The following is a 16,018-nucleotide window of genomic DNA, read 5'->3' as shown; positions in this document are numbered from 1 at the left end:
ACAGGCAGCCATGCCGGAACGACACTGCCCGGGGCCGAATCCGACCTGCATTATTGACGGCTTGTTGCTTCGCAGCTTGGCCGCTCGGCGCTTGTAGCTTGGCGCTCCGCGCTTCCGTAGAATACCGGCCATTCTCCATTCCCGAACTCGCTCTCCAGGACAATTCCATGGGTTTCAACTGCGGTATCGTCGGCCTGCCCAACGTCGGCAAGTCCACGCTGTTCAATGCGCTGACCAAGTCCGGCATCGACGCCGAGAACTTCCCCTTCTGCACCATCGAGCCCAACGTGGGCATCGTGCCCATGCCCGACCCGCGCCTCGACAAGCTGGCGGAGATCGTCAAGCCGCAGAAGGTGATTCCCACCACCATGGAGTTCGTCGACATCGCGGGCCTGGTGGCCGGTGCCTCCAAGGGTGAAGGACTGGGCAACAAGTTCCTGGCCAACATCCGCGAGACCCAGGCCATCGCCCATGTGGTGCGCTGCTTCGACAACGACAACGTGATTCACGTCGCCAACCAGATCGACCCGCGTGCCGATATCGAGATCATCAACATGGAGCTCGCGCTGGCCGATCTCGACACCGTCGAGCGTGCCATCCAGCGCCTGGTTCGCGTGGCCAAGGGCGGCGACAAGGACGCCATCGCCACCAAGGCGATCCTCGAGCGCATCCAGCCTCACCTGGCCGAGGGCCTGCCGCTGAGAAGCGTCGGCCTGAACGACGACGAGCAGCGCCAGCTCAAGAGCTTCGGCTTCCTGACCCTCAAGCCCACCATGTACATCGCCAACGTCAACGAGGACGGCTTTACGGACAACCCCTACCTCGAGGTGGTCAACGAAATCGCCGCCGAGGAAGGCGCCGTGGTGGTGCCGGTTTGCAACCAGATAGAGGCAGAGATCGCCGAGCTGGAGGACGAGGAGCGCGCCATGTTCCTCGACGAGATGGGCATGGAAGAGCCGGGGCTCGACCGGGTGATCCGCGCAGGCTACGCCCTGCTCGGCCTGCAGACCTACTTCACCGCCGGCCCCAAGGAGGTGCGAGCCTGGACGGTGAAGGTGGGAGCCACTGCCCCCGAGGCGGCCGGCGTGATCCATACCGACTTCCAGAAGGGTTTCATCCGCGCCGAGGTCATCGCCTATGACGACTTCGTCTCGCTGGGTGGCGAGCAGGGCGCCAAGGATGCCGGCAAGTGGCGTCTTGAGGGCAAGGAATACATCGTCCAGGATGGCGACGTAATCCACTTCCGCTTCAATGTCTGAGGCCACAAGGCCTTGACCCAAGGGTGCAAACTCCCTAGAATTCGCCCCCGTTGTTCGGCTACGTAGCTCAGCTGGTTAGAGCACATCACTCATAATGATGGGGTCCCCTGTTCAAATCAGGGCGTAGCCACCAGATACCGAAACCCGGTGCCCTATGGCGCCGGGTTTTTCGTCTTCCTCTTCCTCTAGGCCAGCTCGGCGCGATCGAAGAAGGCGGTAAGCACGCGGGTCAGATACTCCACATCCCGGGCGCCGGCGGTCTCGCGGATCGAGTGCATGGCCCACTGGGGCACGCCTACGTCCAGGGTCGGCACACCGAGCTCGGTGGCGGTGATCGGGCCGATGGTGCTGCCGCAGCCCATGTCGGCGCGGGTCACGAAGCTCTGCACCGGGACCTCGGCCGCACGGCAGAGATCCCGGAACAACGCCGCCGTGGCGCTGTTGGTCGCATAGCGCTGACTGGCGTTGACCTTGATCACCGGTCCGCCGTTGAGCAGCGGGCCGTGGGCGGCATCGTGCTTGTCCGGGAAGTTGGGGTGCAGGGCATGGGCGTTGTCGCAGGATATCAGCCGCGATGACTGGATCAGGCGGATGAAGCCCTCCTCCCCTGCCTCGCCGAGCTGGTCACTCACCCGTCGCAATACGTCACCGAGGAAGGGACCCTGGGCACCACAGGCACTGGCGCTGCCCACCTCCTCGTGGTCGTTGGCCACCAGCACCGCCCCCTGCCGACCATCGCTCTCCAGCAGGGCCTCCAGACCCATGAAGCAGGAGAGCAGGTTATCGAGACGGGCACTGGCGATCAGCTCGCCGTCGACGCCGACCCGGGCCGGCGGCTGCATGTCGCGGAAGGCGAGCTCGAAGTCGAGGAGCTCGAAGTCCTCGAGAGCGTGCTGCTCGGCGACCCAGCGCTCGAGCAGACGCTCGAGATCGGGCTGCTCCCCGCCCTGCAGGAAGACCGGAGCCATTTCGGTCTGGGCGTTGATGGCACGGCCGTTGTTGGCCTCGCGATCCAGGTGGATCGCGAGACTCGGGATGATCGCTAGCGGCCGATCGACATCGAGCAGCACGCCCTCGATGCGCCCATCGGCATGACGTAGGTGCACCCGCCCGGCCAGCCCCAGGTCACGGTCGAACCAGGGTGCCAGCAGGGCGCCGCCATAGACCTCGATGCCGAGCTGGAGCCAGCCCGCCGCGCTCTGGGCAGGGTTGGGCTTGAGGCGCAGGCCAGGGCTGTCGGTATGGGCCCCGATCAAGCGTAGCGCCGTGAGCCGCTCATGGGGCAACTGCAGGGCGATGAGCGAAGAGTCATTACGCGTGACGTAGACACGCTCGCCGGGGGACAGTCGCCAGGCCCGGGTCTCCTCGAGGCGCCGGTAGCCGGCCTCCTCCAGCCGCCTGGCCATGTTGGCCGTGGCATGCCAGGGCGTGGGAGATCGACGCAGGAAGTCGAGCAGGCGCTCGAGTCGGGCATCCTGGGACATGGAATTCCTCTATCGCGGGGCGTTTCAGGGGTCTTGGCGGCACGATCAAGCTGATATACTGCCTAATTCGGTCCATGCAATGCGTCAGCCGGGTCGGAGCCTGAACAGTAAGTGTACACGAATCGGGGAGTGCTTCATCGATGAGCCTGTTAGTCACCCTTGGGCGTTCAGCAGTCCTGGCCGTGCTGCTGGCCGCCACGTCGGCACTGGCCGACGTCGAGCCGAGCGATGCCCAGCGCCAGGTGGCCCCGGAAGTGGCCGAGTCGCTGCGCTACGGCCACTATGCAGATGTCAGTCTCGACGACGCCTGGTCGGGGCGCGCCTTCTCGCGCTATCTGGACGTCCTCGATGGGCAGCGAGCCTTTCTGCTCGACCGCGATGTGGCCGCCTTCAGCGACTTGGAGACAGGCATGGACGAGGCGCTGCTCGAAGGCGACCTGACACGTCCCTTTGCTCTCTATCAGCGCTATCACGATCGCGCCGAATCGCGCTTCGAATGGCTGCTGGAGCGGCTCGACGAGGGTATCGATTTCGCCTTCGACAGCGACCAGCGCCTGGAACTGGAACGTGAGGATGTCCCCTGGGCCGGCCAGCAGGCGGCCCTGGATGAGCTGTGGATGAAACGGCTCAAGAACGCCGCCCTGACCCTCACCATCAGCGACCAGGACGCCGAGCAGGTGGAAACCAACCTGCGCCAGCGCTACGAAGGGCAGCTGTCTCGCCTGCGGCAGACCAACGAGGGGGACGTCTTCGGCCTCTTCATGGCCGCGGTGACCGGCAGCGTCGACCCGCACACCGGGTACCTCTCGCCACGCCAGGGCGAGTCCTTCGATATCCAGATGCGTCTCTCGCTGGAGGGCATCGGCGCCCTGCTCCAGGCCGACGGCGAGTACGTCAAGGTATCGAGCCTGGTACCGGGCGGCCCGGCCGAGCGTGACGGAGCCCTGCAGCCGGCCGACCGCATCATCGGCGTGGGCCAGGCAGGCGAGGAGATCGTCAACGTGGTAGGCATGCGCCTCGATGACGTGGTCGACCTGATTCGCGGCCCCAAGGGCTCGGTGGTTCGCCTCGAAGTGGTGCCCGCCCAGGCCGTCGACATGACGCGTTCCAAGGTGATCGACATCACGCGTGATACCGTGGACCTAGAGGATCAGGCCGCCCAGGGCGAGGTCATCGAGATCGAGCGCGACGACGGCACTCACCGCCTCGGTGTGATCGAGATCCCCACCTTCTACGTCGACTTTGATGCCTGGCAGGCCGGTGAAGAGGACTACCGCAGCACTACTCGCGATGTGGCCAAGGAAATTGAGCGACTAAAGGACGAGGGTGTCGAAGGCATCGTGCTCGACCTCCGCAACAACGGCGGTGGCGCCCTGCAAGAAGCCAATTCGTTGATCGGCCTGTTCATCGACCGCGGCCCCACCGTGCAGGTCCGCGACGCCCGCGGCCGCATCAACCTCTACGGCGACACCGAGAGCGGCACCCTCTATGACGGCCCCCTGGCCGTGCTGGTTAACCGTCTGTCGGCCTCGGCCTCCGAGATCTTCGCCGGGGCCATTCAGGACTATGGCCGTGGCCTGGTGGTGGGTACCGACACTTTCGGCAAGGGCACGGTCCAGACCCTCAACGAGCTCAGTCATGGCGAGATCAAGCTGACCCGGGCCAAGTTCTACCGCATTTCCGGGGCAAGCACCCAGCACCGTGGCGTGGCGCCGGACATCCGCTTCCCGAGCCTGATCGACCCGGAAATGATCGGCGAGAGCAGCCTCGACAACGCGCTGGAATGGGATACGGTGCGCGAGGTGCAATATCGCACCTACGGGGAGCCCCGCCAGTACCTCGAGACACTGCGCAGCCGCCATCAAGAGCGTGCTGCACAGCACCCGAACTTCCACTACCTCGAGCAGCAGTCCGAACTGGTCAGCCGCCTTCGCGATCAGCACACCAGCGTCAGCCTCAATCGCGAGCAGCGCCAGCGCGAGGTGGAAGCCCAGGAGGCAGAACGGCTCGCCCTCGAAAACGAACGGCGTCTTGCCCTGGGTCTGGACCCGCTTGAAGATTGGGCCGATGCCCGCGACGAAGAGGACGGCGAAGGGGCGGAGCCGATCGACCGCGCCCAGATCTTGGAGGCGGCCCAGATCCTGCTCGACTACACCCAGCTCGAGGACACCTGGCACTACGCGGAACGCAACTGACTGCGACGCCGGGCCCCCAAGGCCCGGCTATCTCCTGGCCCCAACAAGGCGCCAACGAAATTCATGCCAGACGCACGGCAACGACTGGCGGGACCAACAGATTCGGGGGTAACAGCAACGGTCACTCGGCAGGAGGCGAGGACACGGATGCAGCAGAAAAGGAAAGTCGCCAGGAGGATCTGGCTCCCCGAACAGGACTCGAACCTGTGACCCAGTGATTAACAGTCACTTGCTCTACCAACTGAGCTATCGGGGAACAATGCAGAGTGTCGCGGGACAAGACGGAGGGAGCGGCAGGCAATCGGGAACGGTTGGCTCCCCGAGCAGGACTCGAACCTGCGACCCAATGATTAACAGTCATTTGCTCTACCAACTGAGCTATCGGGGAATGACCGCATGCCGCAATGTGCCTTTCACTTCGCGAGATCCTTCGCCGCATGGGCGAAGCTGGCTCCCCGAGCAGGACTCGAACCTGCGACCCAATGATTAACAGTCATTTGCTCTACCAACTGAGCTATCGGGGAATGACCTCAAGCACGGGACGTAGTATACGGATCGGGCCCGCAAGGTCAAGCGAGGATTGGCATTCCACCCCCTTAACAGGCGGCTCCAGACACGATGAAAAACGCCCGCCAGGGAGATCCGGCGGGCGCTTTCGCATGTCCTGGTGGCTACGCCCTGATTCGAACAGGGGACCCCATCATTATGAGTGATGTGCTCTAACCAGCTGAGCTACGTAGCCTTATCAACAGCTTGCCCGACAAGGCGTCGGGCAACGGGGTGGGATTATGCACGCGGGCCCGATGCATGGCAAGCCCACGCTGATACTCACGCCTCGATATCGAGGGCACGCTTGACCGCCGGCAACGCCGGTTCGCCCTCGCGAGTCTCGACACCCTCAAGCCAGGTCTCCAGGATCTCGGGATTGGCCTGCAGGTAGGCACGGGCAGCATCGCGGGGATCGGTGCCCTCGTCCATGATCTCACCCATCAGCTGATTCTCCATCTCGAGGGTGAACTCGAGGTTCTCCAGCAGTTCACCGACGTTGGCACACTCTTCGACGAAGCCGGCGCGGGTGTTGGTGTAGACGGTGGCACCGCCGAGGTCGGGGCCAAAGTAGTCACCCGCCCCTTCGAGGTAGGCCATGTCGAAGTTGGTATTCATGGGATGCGGCTCCCAGCCGAGGAACACCATCCACTGCTCATCCGGCGTCCGAGCACTCAGCTCGGCGAGCATGCCGGCCTCACTGGAATCGATCAGTTGCCAGTCGCCCAGGCCGAAGGCGTCGTCATCGATCATCTGCTGGATCAGCTGATTGCCGTCATTCCCGGCCTCGATGCCATGGATCTCGCTGTCAAACTCCTCGGCATGCTCGGCCAGATCTTCCACCGAGGTGACGCCGGCATCATGAACATACTGCGGTACCGCGAGAGTGTACTTGGCGCCCTCCAAGTTGGCCCCCAGCCGATCGACATCGCCATCCTCGACGAAGGGATCGCTGATCGACGCCATGGAGGGCATCCAGTTGCCCAAGAAGACGTCAAAATCATCGTTCTTCATGCCCTGATAGGCGATGGGCACGGAGACGGTATCGATCCGCGTCTCATAGCCCATGGCTTCAAGCACTTCGGTGGTGAGCGCGGTAGTCGCGGTGATGTCGGTCCAGCCGACCTCGGCGAAGCGCACGATCTCGCAGCTCTCGGGCGCAGCGGCCTGCAGCGGCGAGACGGAAAAACCCAGGGCAGCGGCACCAAGACCCAGGGTCAGGCGGCGGTTCAGGTTACGGGTGAGCATGGAGGCATTCCTCTTGTCGAGAATGAAGTATAGGCGTGATGGCAACACCACGAGCAAGTGAGGCCCTTGTACCAGACCCTTTATTGATTGAACGTTCAATAAAGAAATGGCAAGCTGTGCACATGGTAACCATGCTTCACATGGTGGTTGCAAGATCAATTCCCAGGAAAGGAGTCAGCGACGGTGCCCAAGGTTGGAATGGAACCCATCCGCCGCCAGCAGCTGATCAAGGCCACAATGGCAGCGATAGACGAGGTCGGCCTGGCGGATGCCACGGTGATGCGCATTGCTCGGCACGCAGGCGTTTCCGCCGGAATCATCAGCCACTATTTCGGCGGCAAGGACGGCCTGCTGGAAGCCACCATGCGTCAGATACTGAGCGACCTGCGCGAGGCGGTGGCGACACGGCGGCGTGAGCTCTCCACCACCAGCCCCAGGGACCACATCGGCGCCATCATCGACGGCAACTTTGACCGAAGCCAGGTCACGGGGCCGGTAGCCAAAACCTGGCTGGCTTTCTGGGCCAGCAGCATGCACAAGCCTGAGTTGGCACGACTTCAAGAGGTCAATGACCGCCGCCTCTACGCCAACCTCTGTCACCAGTTCCGCCGTGTGATGCCCCATGACGAGGCGCGCGCCTGTGCCCGGGCCCTGGCCGCCCTGATCGACGGCTTGTGGCTGCGCGGCGCCCTGACCCTCGAGGGCCTGGACAGAGACGAGGCGCGCCGCCTGGCACGGGACTACCTCGACCGCCTGCTCGACAACCGAAACACCCTTTCCCCTTCCTGAATGGAGGCCAACATGCCATCCCTTGAGACCCAGACCCTCTACATCGACGGCCGTCACACGGCCGCTACCTCCAACGAGACCTTCTCCGTAGTCAACCCTTTCGACGGCTCGCTGCTTGCCGAGGTTCAACAGGCGGCCGAGGCCGACGTGGATGCCGCCGTGGCCGCGGCACGTAAAGGCCAGCGTACCTGGGCGGCGATGACCGGCATGGAGCGCAGCCGCGTCCTCAACCGCGCCGTCGCCCTGCTCCGTGAGCGCAACGACGAGATCGCCGAGCTCGAGACCCGCAATACCGGCAAGCCGATCAGCGAGACGGCCGCGGTAGACGTCGTCACCGGCGCCGACGTCCTCGAGTACTATGCCGGCCTGGCCGCCGCCATCGAGGGCAGCCAGATCCCGCTGCGCGAGGGTTCCTTCGTCTATACGCGCCGCGAGCCACTGGGCGTGATCGGCGCAATCGGCGCCTGGAACTACCCCATTCAGATCGCCTGCTGGAAGACCGCTCCGGCACTGGCTGCCGGCAACGCCGTGGTCTTCAAGCCCAGCGAGGTCACCCCGCTGACCACCATGAAGCTTGCCGAGATCTTCACCGAGGCCGGGCTGCCCGACGGCGTTTTCAATGTCATCCACGGCGACGGCAGCGTCGGCGCCCTGATGACCGGACACCCCGGCATCGACAAGGTCACCTTCACCGGCGAGGTGGGCACCGGCAAGAAGGTGATGGCCGCGGCCGCCGGCTCCACCCTCAAGGACGTGACCATGGAACTCGGCGGCAAGTCGCCGCTGATCGTCTTCGCCGACGCCGATCTTGACCGTGCCGCTGACGCCGCCATGATGGCCAATTTCTACTCCAGCGGGCAGATCTGCACCAACGGCACTCGCGTGTTCGTCGAGGCTTCGGTGAAGGAGGCCTTCGAGGCGAAGATCGCCGAGCGCGTGGCGCGCATCCGCGCCGGCGACCCGCTGGACCCGAGCGTCAACTTCGGCCCCCTGGTGAGCTTCGAACACCAGGAAAAGGTGCTCGCCTATATCGCGCTGGGCAAGCAGGAAGGCGCGAGGGTGCTGGCCGGCGGCGAGGATTGGAGCAAAGGTGAACGAGGCGGAATCGAATGGAAAGAGGGCGCCTGGGCGGCCCCCACGGCATTCACCGATTGCACGGACGAGATGCGCATCGTGCGCGAGGAGATCTTCGGCCCGGTGATGGCAATACTCGCCTTCGACGACGAGGAAGAAGTGATCCGCCGCGCCAACAACACCCACTACGGCCTGGCCGCCGGGGTCTTCACCGAGAGCCTCAACCGCGCCCACCGGGTGATCCACCGTCTCGAGGCGGGCATCTGCTGGATCAACACCTGGGGCGAGTCTCCCGCCGAGATGCCGGTGGGCGGCTACAAGCAGTCCGGCGTGGGCCGGGAGAACGGCCTCGAGACTCTGGCCCACTACACCCAGACCAAGTCGGTGCAGATCGAGATGGGCCCCTTCGAATCGGTGTTTTAAGGAGATCCCATGCCCCAGCTCCGTGAATTCGACTACATCATCATCGGCGCCGGGTCGGCCGGTAATGTCCTGGCCTCTCGCCTCACCGAAGAGGAGGGCGTCAGCGTGCTGCTGCTCGAGGCCGGCGGCCCCGACTACCGCTTCGACTTCCGCACCCAGATGCCGGCGGCACTGGCCTACCCGTTACAGGGACAGCGCTACAACTGGGCCTTCGAGACCGACCCGGAACCCCATATGGATGGCCGACGCATGGAGTGCGGCCGCGGCAAGGGCCTGGGCGGCTCTTCGCTGATCAACGGCATGTGCTACATCCGCGGCAACGCCCTGGACTACGACCACTGGGCCAAGGCGCCGGGCCTGGCGGACTGGACCTACGCCGACTGCCTGCCCTACTTCAAGAAGTCCGAGAGCCGCGACATCGGCCCTAACGCCTACCACGGCGGTGACGGGCCGGTGAGCGTGACCACGCCGAAAGAGGGGAATAACCCTCTGTACCGCACCTTTATCGAGGCGGGCAAACAGGCCGGTTACCCGGAGACCGAAGACGTCAACGGCTACCAGCAGGAGGGCTTCGGCCCCATGGACCGTTTCGTCACCCCGCGCGGCCGGCGTGCTTCAACGGCCCGCGGTTACCTCGACCAGGCCAAGGGACGGCCGAACCTGACCATCGAGACTCGTGCGCTAACCGACGTGATCGAGTTCGAGGGCAAGCGGGCGCTGGGCGTGCGCTACTTTCTCAAGGGCGAGCCGCATCAGGCCCGCGCCCGTCGCGAGGTGCTGCTGTGCGGCGGGGCCATCGCCTCGCCACAGATCCTCCAGCGCTCCGGCGTGGGTCCGAAGGATCTCTTGGATGAATTCGGAATCGATCCGGTGCACGTCAACGAGAACGTCGGCGCCCATCTCCAGGACCATCTGGAGATGTATATCCAGTACCAGTGCACCCAGCCGGTCTCGCTCTACCCGGCGCTGAAGTGGTACAACCAGCCGAAAATCGGCGCCGAGTGGCTCTTCCTGGGCAGCGGCATCGGCGCAAGCAACCAGTTCGAGGCGGCGGGATTCATCCGCTCCAATGACCAGGAAGAATGGCCCAACCTGCAGTACCACTTCCTGCCCATCGCCATCAGCTACAATGGCAAGAGCGCGGTCCAGGCGCATGGCTTCCAGGCCCATGTGGGCTCCATGCGTTCCGAGAGTCGCGGGCGCATCCGCCTGATCTCCCGTGCCCCCGAAGCCGCACCCAGCATCCTCTTCAACTACATGTCCACCGACAAGGACTGGCAAGAGTTCCGCGATGCCATCCGCCTGACCCGCGAGATCATCGCCCAACCTGCCTTCGATGCCTACCGCGGCCAGGAGATCTCGCCCGGACCGGACGTGCAGTCAGATGCCGAGTTGGATGCCTTCATCAAGGCCCACGCCGAGACTGCCTATCACCCCTGCGGAAGCTGCCGCATGGGCGAGGACGACACGGCCGTTGTCGACGGACAGGGCCGAGTTCACGGCTTCGAAGGGCTGCGGGTAGTGGATGCCTCGCTGTTTCCGGTGATTCCCACCGGCAACCTCAATGCGCCGACCATCATGCTCGCCGAGAAGATCGCCGATCGCATTCGCGGCCGTGAACCGCTGCCGCGCTCGAATGCTCCCTACTATATAGCGGGCGATGCCCCGGCTCGGGACGAACCCCGACGCCGGTTAAATTAAATCGTGAGCTTAACCGAGTAGCAGGGTCACTCAGATAACAGCTGAGAATGACTGGCCGGTTGCAGAAAAGTGGACTAGTCTGCAAGAATTCAAACATCTGTTCGAATTCCTGCATTCCACAACAACCGGAGTCACGCCATGCTCACCCTGATTCTGCTGATCGCGGCCGTGGCCGGCCTGCTCGTCGTGATGCGACGCGAAGCGGGTGCTCTGCCCGCCCTCGGCGTGCTCGCCGTCACCGGCCTGGCCAGCCTGCTCTTCGCCTCCTCCCTGCTGGGCGTGCTGCTGCTGCTCGGTGCCGCTCTCCTGACCGCAGCCGGCTTGCCGGCATTACGCCTCCGGTGGCTTTCGCCCCGCCTCTTTACCCTATTCAAGAAGGTCGCACCCCGGGTCTCGGAGACCGAACGCATCGCGCTGGAGGCGGGCACCGTGGCCTGGGAAGGCGAACTCTTTACCGGGCGCCCCGATTGGCAAGCGCTGCTCGCGTTCCGCGATGAGGGGTTGACGGCAGAGGAGCAGGCCTTCCTCGACCACCAGTGCAGCGTGGCCGCCGGCATGTGCAACGCCTGGGAGATCACCCGGGAACTCGCCGACCTGCCACAGGAGCTGTGGGAATATCTCAAGCAAGAAGGCTTCTTCGGCATGATCATCCCCAGGGACTACGGCGGCCTGGGCTTCTCCGCCAAGGCCCAGTCGCTGGTGCTGCAGAAGCTCTCGATCAGCGAGACCCTGATGGTCACCGTGGGCGTGCCCAACTCCCTGGGGCCCGGCGAGCTGCTGCTCAAGTACGGCACCGAGGAACAAAAGGACCACTATCTGCCGCGGCTTTCCGACGGACGCGAGATTCCTTGCTTCGGTCTGACTGGTCCACGTGCCGGCTCAGACGCCACCGCCCTGCCCGACACCGGTGTGGTGTGTCGGCAGGATATCGACGGCGAGGAAGTGCTGGGCCTGCGGCTGAACTTCGAGAAGCGCTGGATCACCCTGGCGCCCATCGCCAGCGTGGTGGGCCTGGCCTTTCGGCTCTTCGACCCCGACCACCTGCTCGGCGACGAAGAAGACCGCGGCATCACCCTGGCGCTGATCCCGCGAGACACGGCGGGTATGGAGATCGGGCGCCGCCACCACCCTATCGGCAGCCCCTTCCTCAACGGGCCAATCAAGGGCAAGGACGTCTTCGTAGCGCTCGATACCATCATCGGTGGGCCGGAAATGATCGGTCAGGGGTGGAGGATGCTGGTGGAGTGCCTCTCCATCGGGCGCTGCATCACCCTGCCCTCCGGCGCCACCGGAACCGCCCGCTACGCCCTGGGCTGGAGCGGGGGCTTTGCCCGCATCCGTCGCCAATTCAACGTGCCGGTAGCCGAGATGGAGGGTGTTCAGGAGCCCTTGGCGCGCATGGCCGCGCTGGCCTATGTCTCCCGAGCCGCCGTCTACCAGACGGCCAACACCATCGACCACGGCGAGAAGCCGGCGGTACCCTCGGCAATCCTCAAAAGCCAACTGACCGAGTTCCAGCGTCAGATCCTCGGCGACGCCATGGACATCCATGGCGGCAAGGCAGTGACCCTGGGCCCGCGCAACTACCTCGGCATCGGCTACAGCGCCAACCCGGTGGCCATCACCGTGGAAGGCGCCAACATCATGACCCGCAACCTGATGATCTTCGGCCAGGGGGCGATCCGCTGCCATCCGTACGTGCTCGAGGAACTGGCTGCCAAGGAGGCCGACGATGTAAAGGCCTTCGACCGCGCCTTCTTCGGCCACGCCGGGCTGGTCTTCGGTAACGCCGCCCGCGCCCTCACACAAGGCCTGGGACTCGGACGGCCCGGCGTGCCCTTCGATGAGGTCGCCGCTCCCTATGCCCGCGACATCGCCCGTCTCTCAGCCGGCTTCGGGTTATGTGCCGATGCCGCCATGGCGAGCCTCGGCTCGAGCCTCAAGAAGCGTGAGATGCTCTCGGCCCGCCTGGGCGACGTGCTCTCCAACCTATATCTCGCCTCGATGACGATCAAGCAGTGGCATGAGGGAGACAAGGTCGAGGGCGAGGCCGCCCTGCTGCACTATGGTTGCCGGTTCCTCCTGAGTCGCGCCGAGCAGGCCTTCGACGAGCTGTTCGACAACCTGCCGAGCCGTGCCCTGGGCCGGGTACTGCGTATCATCGTGATGCCCACCGGCCGCCGCTGGAAGCGTCCCCAGGATGCCCTGACCCGCGAGATCGCCCAAGCCATCTCCCGCGATACCTCACTGCGCCACTACCTGCTGGAAGCCACCTGGCAGGAGAACGACGGCAGCCGGGACAATCCGCTCGCCCACTACAATGCCCTGCTGGTCACCCAGGAACGGGCCGAGAGCCTCTACCGCAAGGTCAACAAGGCCTACGCCCAGGGCGAGCTGCCGGCGGAAGCACTGCACCCCGAGCAGAAGGTGGAGGCAGCGCTGAAGAAGGGACTTATCTCCGAGGAAGATGCCTCCTTCATGCGTGAACGGGAGGCCGCGGTGCTCGAAATGCTCAGCGTGGACGACTTCGCTTACGACGCCTTCGTCACCGACAAGTCTAAGGTGCTACGCCATAACGCTGACTGATCTTGACAAGCGAACCAGAGAAGCCCCGGCCAGCCCGGGGCTTCCTTGTGGGTGACAACGCTACCCCTCACCCTTCACCCCTCCAGCGGCCATACCAGCAATATCATCGGTATGGCCACCGCCAGCACCACGAGCGACAGCGGCAGCCCCATTTTCCAGTAGTCGGCGAAGTGATAACCGCCGGGACCCATCACCAGGGTGTTGGACTGGTGGCCGATGGGCGTGAGGAAGGCACAGGAGGCACTGACCGCAACGGCCATGAGAAAGGGATCCATCGAAACATCGAAGCCCTGGGCCAGGCTGACAGCAATGGGCGCCATCAGCACGGCGGCCGCATTATTGTTGACGATATTGGAGAGCGTCATGGAGATGATGAACAGGCCCGCCAGCGTGATCACGATGGGCCAGTCGGCGCCGAGGCTAAGCAGGGTATCGGCGATCGATTGCGCGCCACCACTGGTCTCCAGTGCCTCGCCCACGGGGATCATGGCGGCCAGCAGCACGATCACCGGCCCGTCGATCGCCTGGTAGCCCTCCCGTAGGGGCAGGACGCCCACCAGAAGGGAGAGCAGGGCCGCACTGGAGAGCGCGATGGCCGTCGGCAGGAGATCGAACATCATGGCGACGATGGCCACCGCAAAGATCCCCAGGGAGAGCCACAACCTGGGCGGCTCTCCCGTGGGAAGATCGCGCTTAACCAGGGGCAGACAGCCAAGCGTCGCCAGGCTCTCGGAAAGCCTGCTCTCCCCTCCCTGCAGCAGAACGACATCGCCGGGTTCGAAGCGTATCTCGTGCAGACGTTTCTTCAGACGGGTGCCCTCACGAGCCACCGCCACCAGGTGCAGGCCATACTGGTTGTGGAGACCCAGTTGCCGAACACTTCGATTGACCATCATCGAATCTCGACGCACCACTGCCTCGATGAGCTGGAGCCCTTCGGTGTCGATGACGCGCTGCTCATCCTCCTTGTCCTTGTCTTCGTCCTGATTACTGTCTCCGCGGGATGCCGCCTCATCGGGCTCGCCCTCCTCCTTGTCTTTCTGCCTTTCTCTCTCTTCCCTTTCCTTTTCTTCCTGTTCTTTCTCCTGCCTTTCTTTCTCCTCCTCGAGTTCCGCCTCTGCGCCCAGCGAGAGACCGGCCTTGTCCTCGAGCTGCTTCATCTCGTCGGGGCCCGCTTCCACCATCAGGGCGTCCCCCTCCTTGAGGGGGCCATAGAACTCGTGTCCCGCCCAGCGCTGGTTACCCCGAATCACGGCCAGCACCGGTATGGTTTCGTCCAATTCGTGCTGTAGCTTGTTGAGTGTCCAGCCGTTGGCCTTGGAACCCTCCCTCACCTTGACCTCGAGCAGGTAGTTCGCGGTATCGAACATCGCCTCGGTTGAAGCCTTGCTGGCACGCATGGGTACCAATCGCCAGCCCAGGACCACAATGAAGGCCAGCCCTGCCAGGGCGACCACGGCACCCACCGGAAAGAAAGTAAACATGCCGAAACTCTCGCCGAGGGTGTCATTGCGGAAACTGGAGATGATGATATTGGGAGGAGTACCGATCAAAGTCGTCAGGCCGCCCAGCAGCGAACCGAAGGCGAGCGGCATCAGCAGAAACGACGGCGAAGTGTCGTGTTCTCGGGCCACCCGCATGGCGACCGGCAGCATCAATGCCAGAGCACCCACATTGTTCATGAAGCCGGAGAGCACCACCACGGTGGCAGTCAGGGCGACCAGTTGCAGGAAGAGTCGATCGCCGACCTTCAAGACCTTGTCGGCAATCACGTCCACCACGCCGGAGTATTCCAGGCCACGACTGAGTACCAAGACCGCCGCCACCGTGATCACCGCCGGATGACCGAAGCCGCTGAAGGCTTCCTCGGCGGGCACCAGGCCCAGCATCACCGAGACCAGCAGGGCGGTGAGCGCCACCAGATCGTAGCGGAAGCGCCCCCAGGCGAAGGCGACCAGCGTCAATCCGAGGACAATGAAGACCAGCGTGCTGTCGGCCATGACACCTCCCTGTATATTCGTGGAGACTCAAGCACACCAGCCGCAGGCAAGAAAATCCAGACCTTTCGTTCAATCAGGAAGCAAAGAACCCGGCCTGAGAGCGTCAGCTCGAAGGCACGCTGCTAGCGGCTGGCGGTCATTGCCAACCGTTATGGCTCGGCGAAAGGCAGGGGACCGGTGCCCCGACGCACCTCGAAGACATTCAGCGTCATGGCCACCAGGGCGTAATAGCCGAAGACCCCTACCAGTTCGACTACCGCCGGCTCGCCGAAGGCCGCCACTGCCTCGGCGTAGAGCGCCTCGTCGACACGACGAGTAGTGTATAGCGTCTTGCCCAGGCGATAGACCAGCGCCTCATTGTCGAGCTCGAAGGGGGGGTCCCGCCCCTCCTGTAGCGCCTCGATCACCGCCTCGGTGACGCCCGCCTCGCGCGCGATGGGGGCATGGATCTGCCACTCGGCCTGGGACTGCCACCAGGCCGCGGTAAACAGGATCGCCAGCTCCGTCAGCCGCGTATCGAGCCGGGTCCCGTATCGGCAGAAGGCACCGAGTCGCTGGGCGTGATCGGCCAGTTCCGGGCTATGGATCCAGGCCAGGAAGGGACCGTCCAGGTTGCCGCGGGGGCCGCTCAGGATGGCGTCCAGCACGCGGCGCTGCTCGGGTGCCATGCGGGTCTCGTCCAGCGGGGAGAGGCGGGAGTCGATCGACATCGG

At 64.3% G+C, this 16,018-nt stretch carries 10 protein-coding genes and 5 tRNA genes; 7 read left to right on the top strand and 8 right to left on the bottom strand.

The features are described 5' to 3' along the window. Positions 1-167 precede the first annotated feature (167 nt). Both ychF and BMY30_RS02810 read left to right on the top strand, forming a co-directional pair. The gene (gene ychF / locus BMY30_RS02815) at positions 168-1,259 is read left to right on the top strand and encodes a redox-regulated ATPase YchF (RefSeq protein ID WP_089710396.1); all 1,092 of its coding nucleotides are present in this window, start codon (positions 168-170) and stop codon (positions 1,257-1,259) included. A gap of 56 nt (positions 1,260-1,315) precedes the next feature. Then, positions 1,316-1,392 (top strand) — tRNA-Met (locus BMY30_RS02810). Between the two features lie 52 nt (positions 1,393-1,444). On the opposite strand, the gene BMY30_RS02805 is transcribed toward BMY30_RS02810, so the two are convergent. Further along, a complete protein-coding gene (locus BMY30_RS02805; protein WP_089710394.1) occupies positions 1,445-2,743 on the bottom strand; it encodes a M18 family aminopeptidase in 1,299 nt (432 codons plus the stop codon). 140 nt (positions 2,744-2,883) lie between these two features. On the opposite strand from BMY30_RS02805, the gene BMY30_RS02800 reads away from it, so the two are divergent. Next, the gene (locus BMY30_RS02800; protein WP_089710391.1) at positions 2,884-4,938 is read left to right on the top strand and encodes a carboxy terminal-processing peptidase; all 2,055 of its coding nucleotides are present in this window, start codon (positions 2,884-2,886) and stop codon (positions 4,936-4,938) included. Between the two features lie 180 nt (positions 4,939-5,118). Here BMY30_RS02800 and BMY30_RS02795 read toward each other — a convergent pair. From BMY30_RS02795 to BMY30_RS02775, 5 genes are all read right to left on the bottom strand, one after another. Further along, positions 5,119-5,194: transfer RNA gene (locus BMY30_RS02795), tRNA-Asn, on the bottom strand. A gap of 56 nt (positions 5,195-5,250) precedes the next feature. After that, positions 5,251-5,326, bottom strand: a tRNA-Asn gene (locus BMY30_RS02790). Positions 5,327-5,386: 60 nt separating this feature from the next. After that, positions 5,387-5,462 (bottom strand) — tRNA-Asn (locus tag BMY30_RS02785). Positions 5,463-5,603: 141 nt separating this feature from the next. After that, positions 5,604-5,680, bottom strand: a tRNA-Met gene (locus BMY30_RS02780). 86 nt (positions 5,681-5,766) lie between these two features. Next, entirely contained in the window at positions 5,767-6,732 is a 966-nt protein-coding gene (locus BMY30_RS02775; protein ID WP_089710390.1) for a choline ABC transporter substrate-binding protein, read from the bottom strand. 183 nt (positions 6,733-6,915) lie between these two features. On the opposite strand from BMY30_RS02775, the gene betI reads away from it, so the two are divergent. The 4 genes from betI to BMY30_RS02755 all read left to right on the top strand — a co-directional run bounded on the left by betI (position 6,916) and on the right by BMY30_RS02755 (position 13,305). After that, on the top strand, positions 6,916-7,521 hold the full coding sequence (betI, locus tag BMY30_RS02770) for a transcriptional regulator BetI (protein WP_211607219.1): 606 nt from the start codon (positions 6,916-6,918) through the stop codon (positions 7,519-7,521). Between the two features lie 12 nt (positions 7,522-7,533). After that, the gene (gene betB / locus BMY30_RS02765; protein ID WP_089710386.1) at positions 7,534-9,018 is read left to right on the top strand and encodes a betaine-aldehyde dehydrogenase; all 1,485 of its coding nucleotides are present in this window, start codon (positions 7,534-7,536) and stop codon (positions 9,016-9,018) included. Between the two features lie 9 nt (positions 9,019-9,027). Continuing rightward, a complete protein-coding gene (betA, locus tag BMY30_RS02760; protein WP_089710384.1) occupies positions 9,028-10,719 on the top strand; it encodes a choline dehydrogenase in 1,692 nt (563 codons plus the stop codon). 138 nt (positions 10,720-10,857) lie between these two features. After that, the gene (locus tag BMY30_RS02755; protein WP_089710382.1) at positions 10,858-13,305 is read left to right on the top strand and encodes an acyl-CoA dehydrogenase; all 2,448 of its coding nucleotides are present in this window, start codon (positions 10,858-10,860) and stop codon (positions 13,303-13,305) included. A 74-nt stretch (positions 13,306-13,379) separates the two neighbouring features. Here BMY30_RS02755 and BMY30_RS02750 read toward each other — a convergent pair whose 3' ends face one another. Both BMY30_RS02750 and BMY30_RS02745 read right to left on the bottom strand, forming a co-directional pair. After that, entirely contained in the window at positions 13,380-15,305 is a 1,926-nt protein-coding gene (locus tag BMY30_RS02750) for an SLC13 family permease (RefSeq protein ID WP_089710380.1), read from the bottom strand. Positions 15,306-15,454: 149 nt separating this feature from the next. Then, on the bottom strand, positions 15,455-16,015 hold the full coding sequence (locus tag BMY30_RS02745; RefSeq protein ID WP_089710379.1) for a carboxymuconolactone decarboxylase family protein: 561 nt from the start codon (positions 16,013-16,015) through the stop codon (positions 15,455-15,457). Positions 16,016-16,018: the final 3 nt, after the last annotated feature.

This window comes from Halomonas daqiaonensis (assembly GCF_900109725.1).
Classification (GTDB): domain Bacteria; phylum Pseudomonadota; class Gammaproteobacteria; order Pseudomonadales; family Halomonadaceae; genus Halomonas; species Halomonas daqiaonensis.
Note: the sequence above shows the minus strand (reverse complement) of the source record. Positions and strands in the feature narration are given on the sequence as shown.

Coding starts and splice junctions, on each gene's coding strand:
- betA (WP_089710384.1), top strand. CDS start 9,028: ATGCCCCAGCTCCGTGAATTCGACTACATCATCATCGGCGCCGGGTCG.
- BMY30_RS02805 (WP_089710394.1), bottom strand. CDS start 2,743: ATGTCCCAGGATGCCCGACTCGAGCGCCTGCTCGACTTCCTGCGTCGA.
- BMY30_RS02800 (WP_089710391.1), top strand. CDS start 2,884: ATGAGCCTGTTAGTCACCCTTGGGCGTTCAGCAGTCCTGGCCGTGCTG.
- betB (WP_089710386.1), top strand. CDS start 7,534: ATGCCATCCCTTGAGACCCAGACCCTCTACATCGACGGCCGTCACACG.
- BMY30_RS02755 (WP_089710382.1), top strand. CDS start 10,858: ATGCTCACCCTGATTCTGCTGATCGCGGCCGTGGCCGGCCTGCTCGTC.
- BMY30_RS02745 (WP_089710379.1), bottom strand. CDS start 16,015: ATGTCGATCGACTCCCGCCTCTCCCCGCTGGACGAGACCCGCATGGCA.
- ychF (WP_089710396.1), top strand. CDS start 168: ATGGGTTTCAACTGCGGTATCGTCGGCCTGCCCAACGTCGGCAAGTCC.
- BMY30_RS02775 (WP_089710390.1), bottom strand. CDS start 6,732: ATGCTCACCCGTAACCTGAACCGCCGCCTGACCCTGGGTCTTGGTGCC.
- BMY30_RS02750 (WP_089710380.1), bottom strand. CDS start 15,305: ATGGCCGACAGCACGCTGGTCTTCATTGTCCTCGGATTGACGCTGGTC.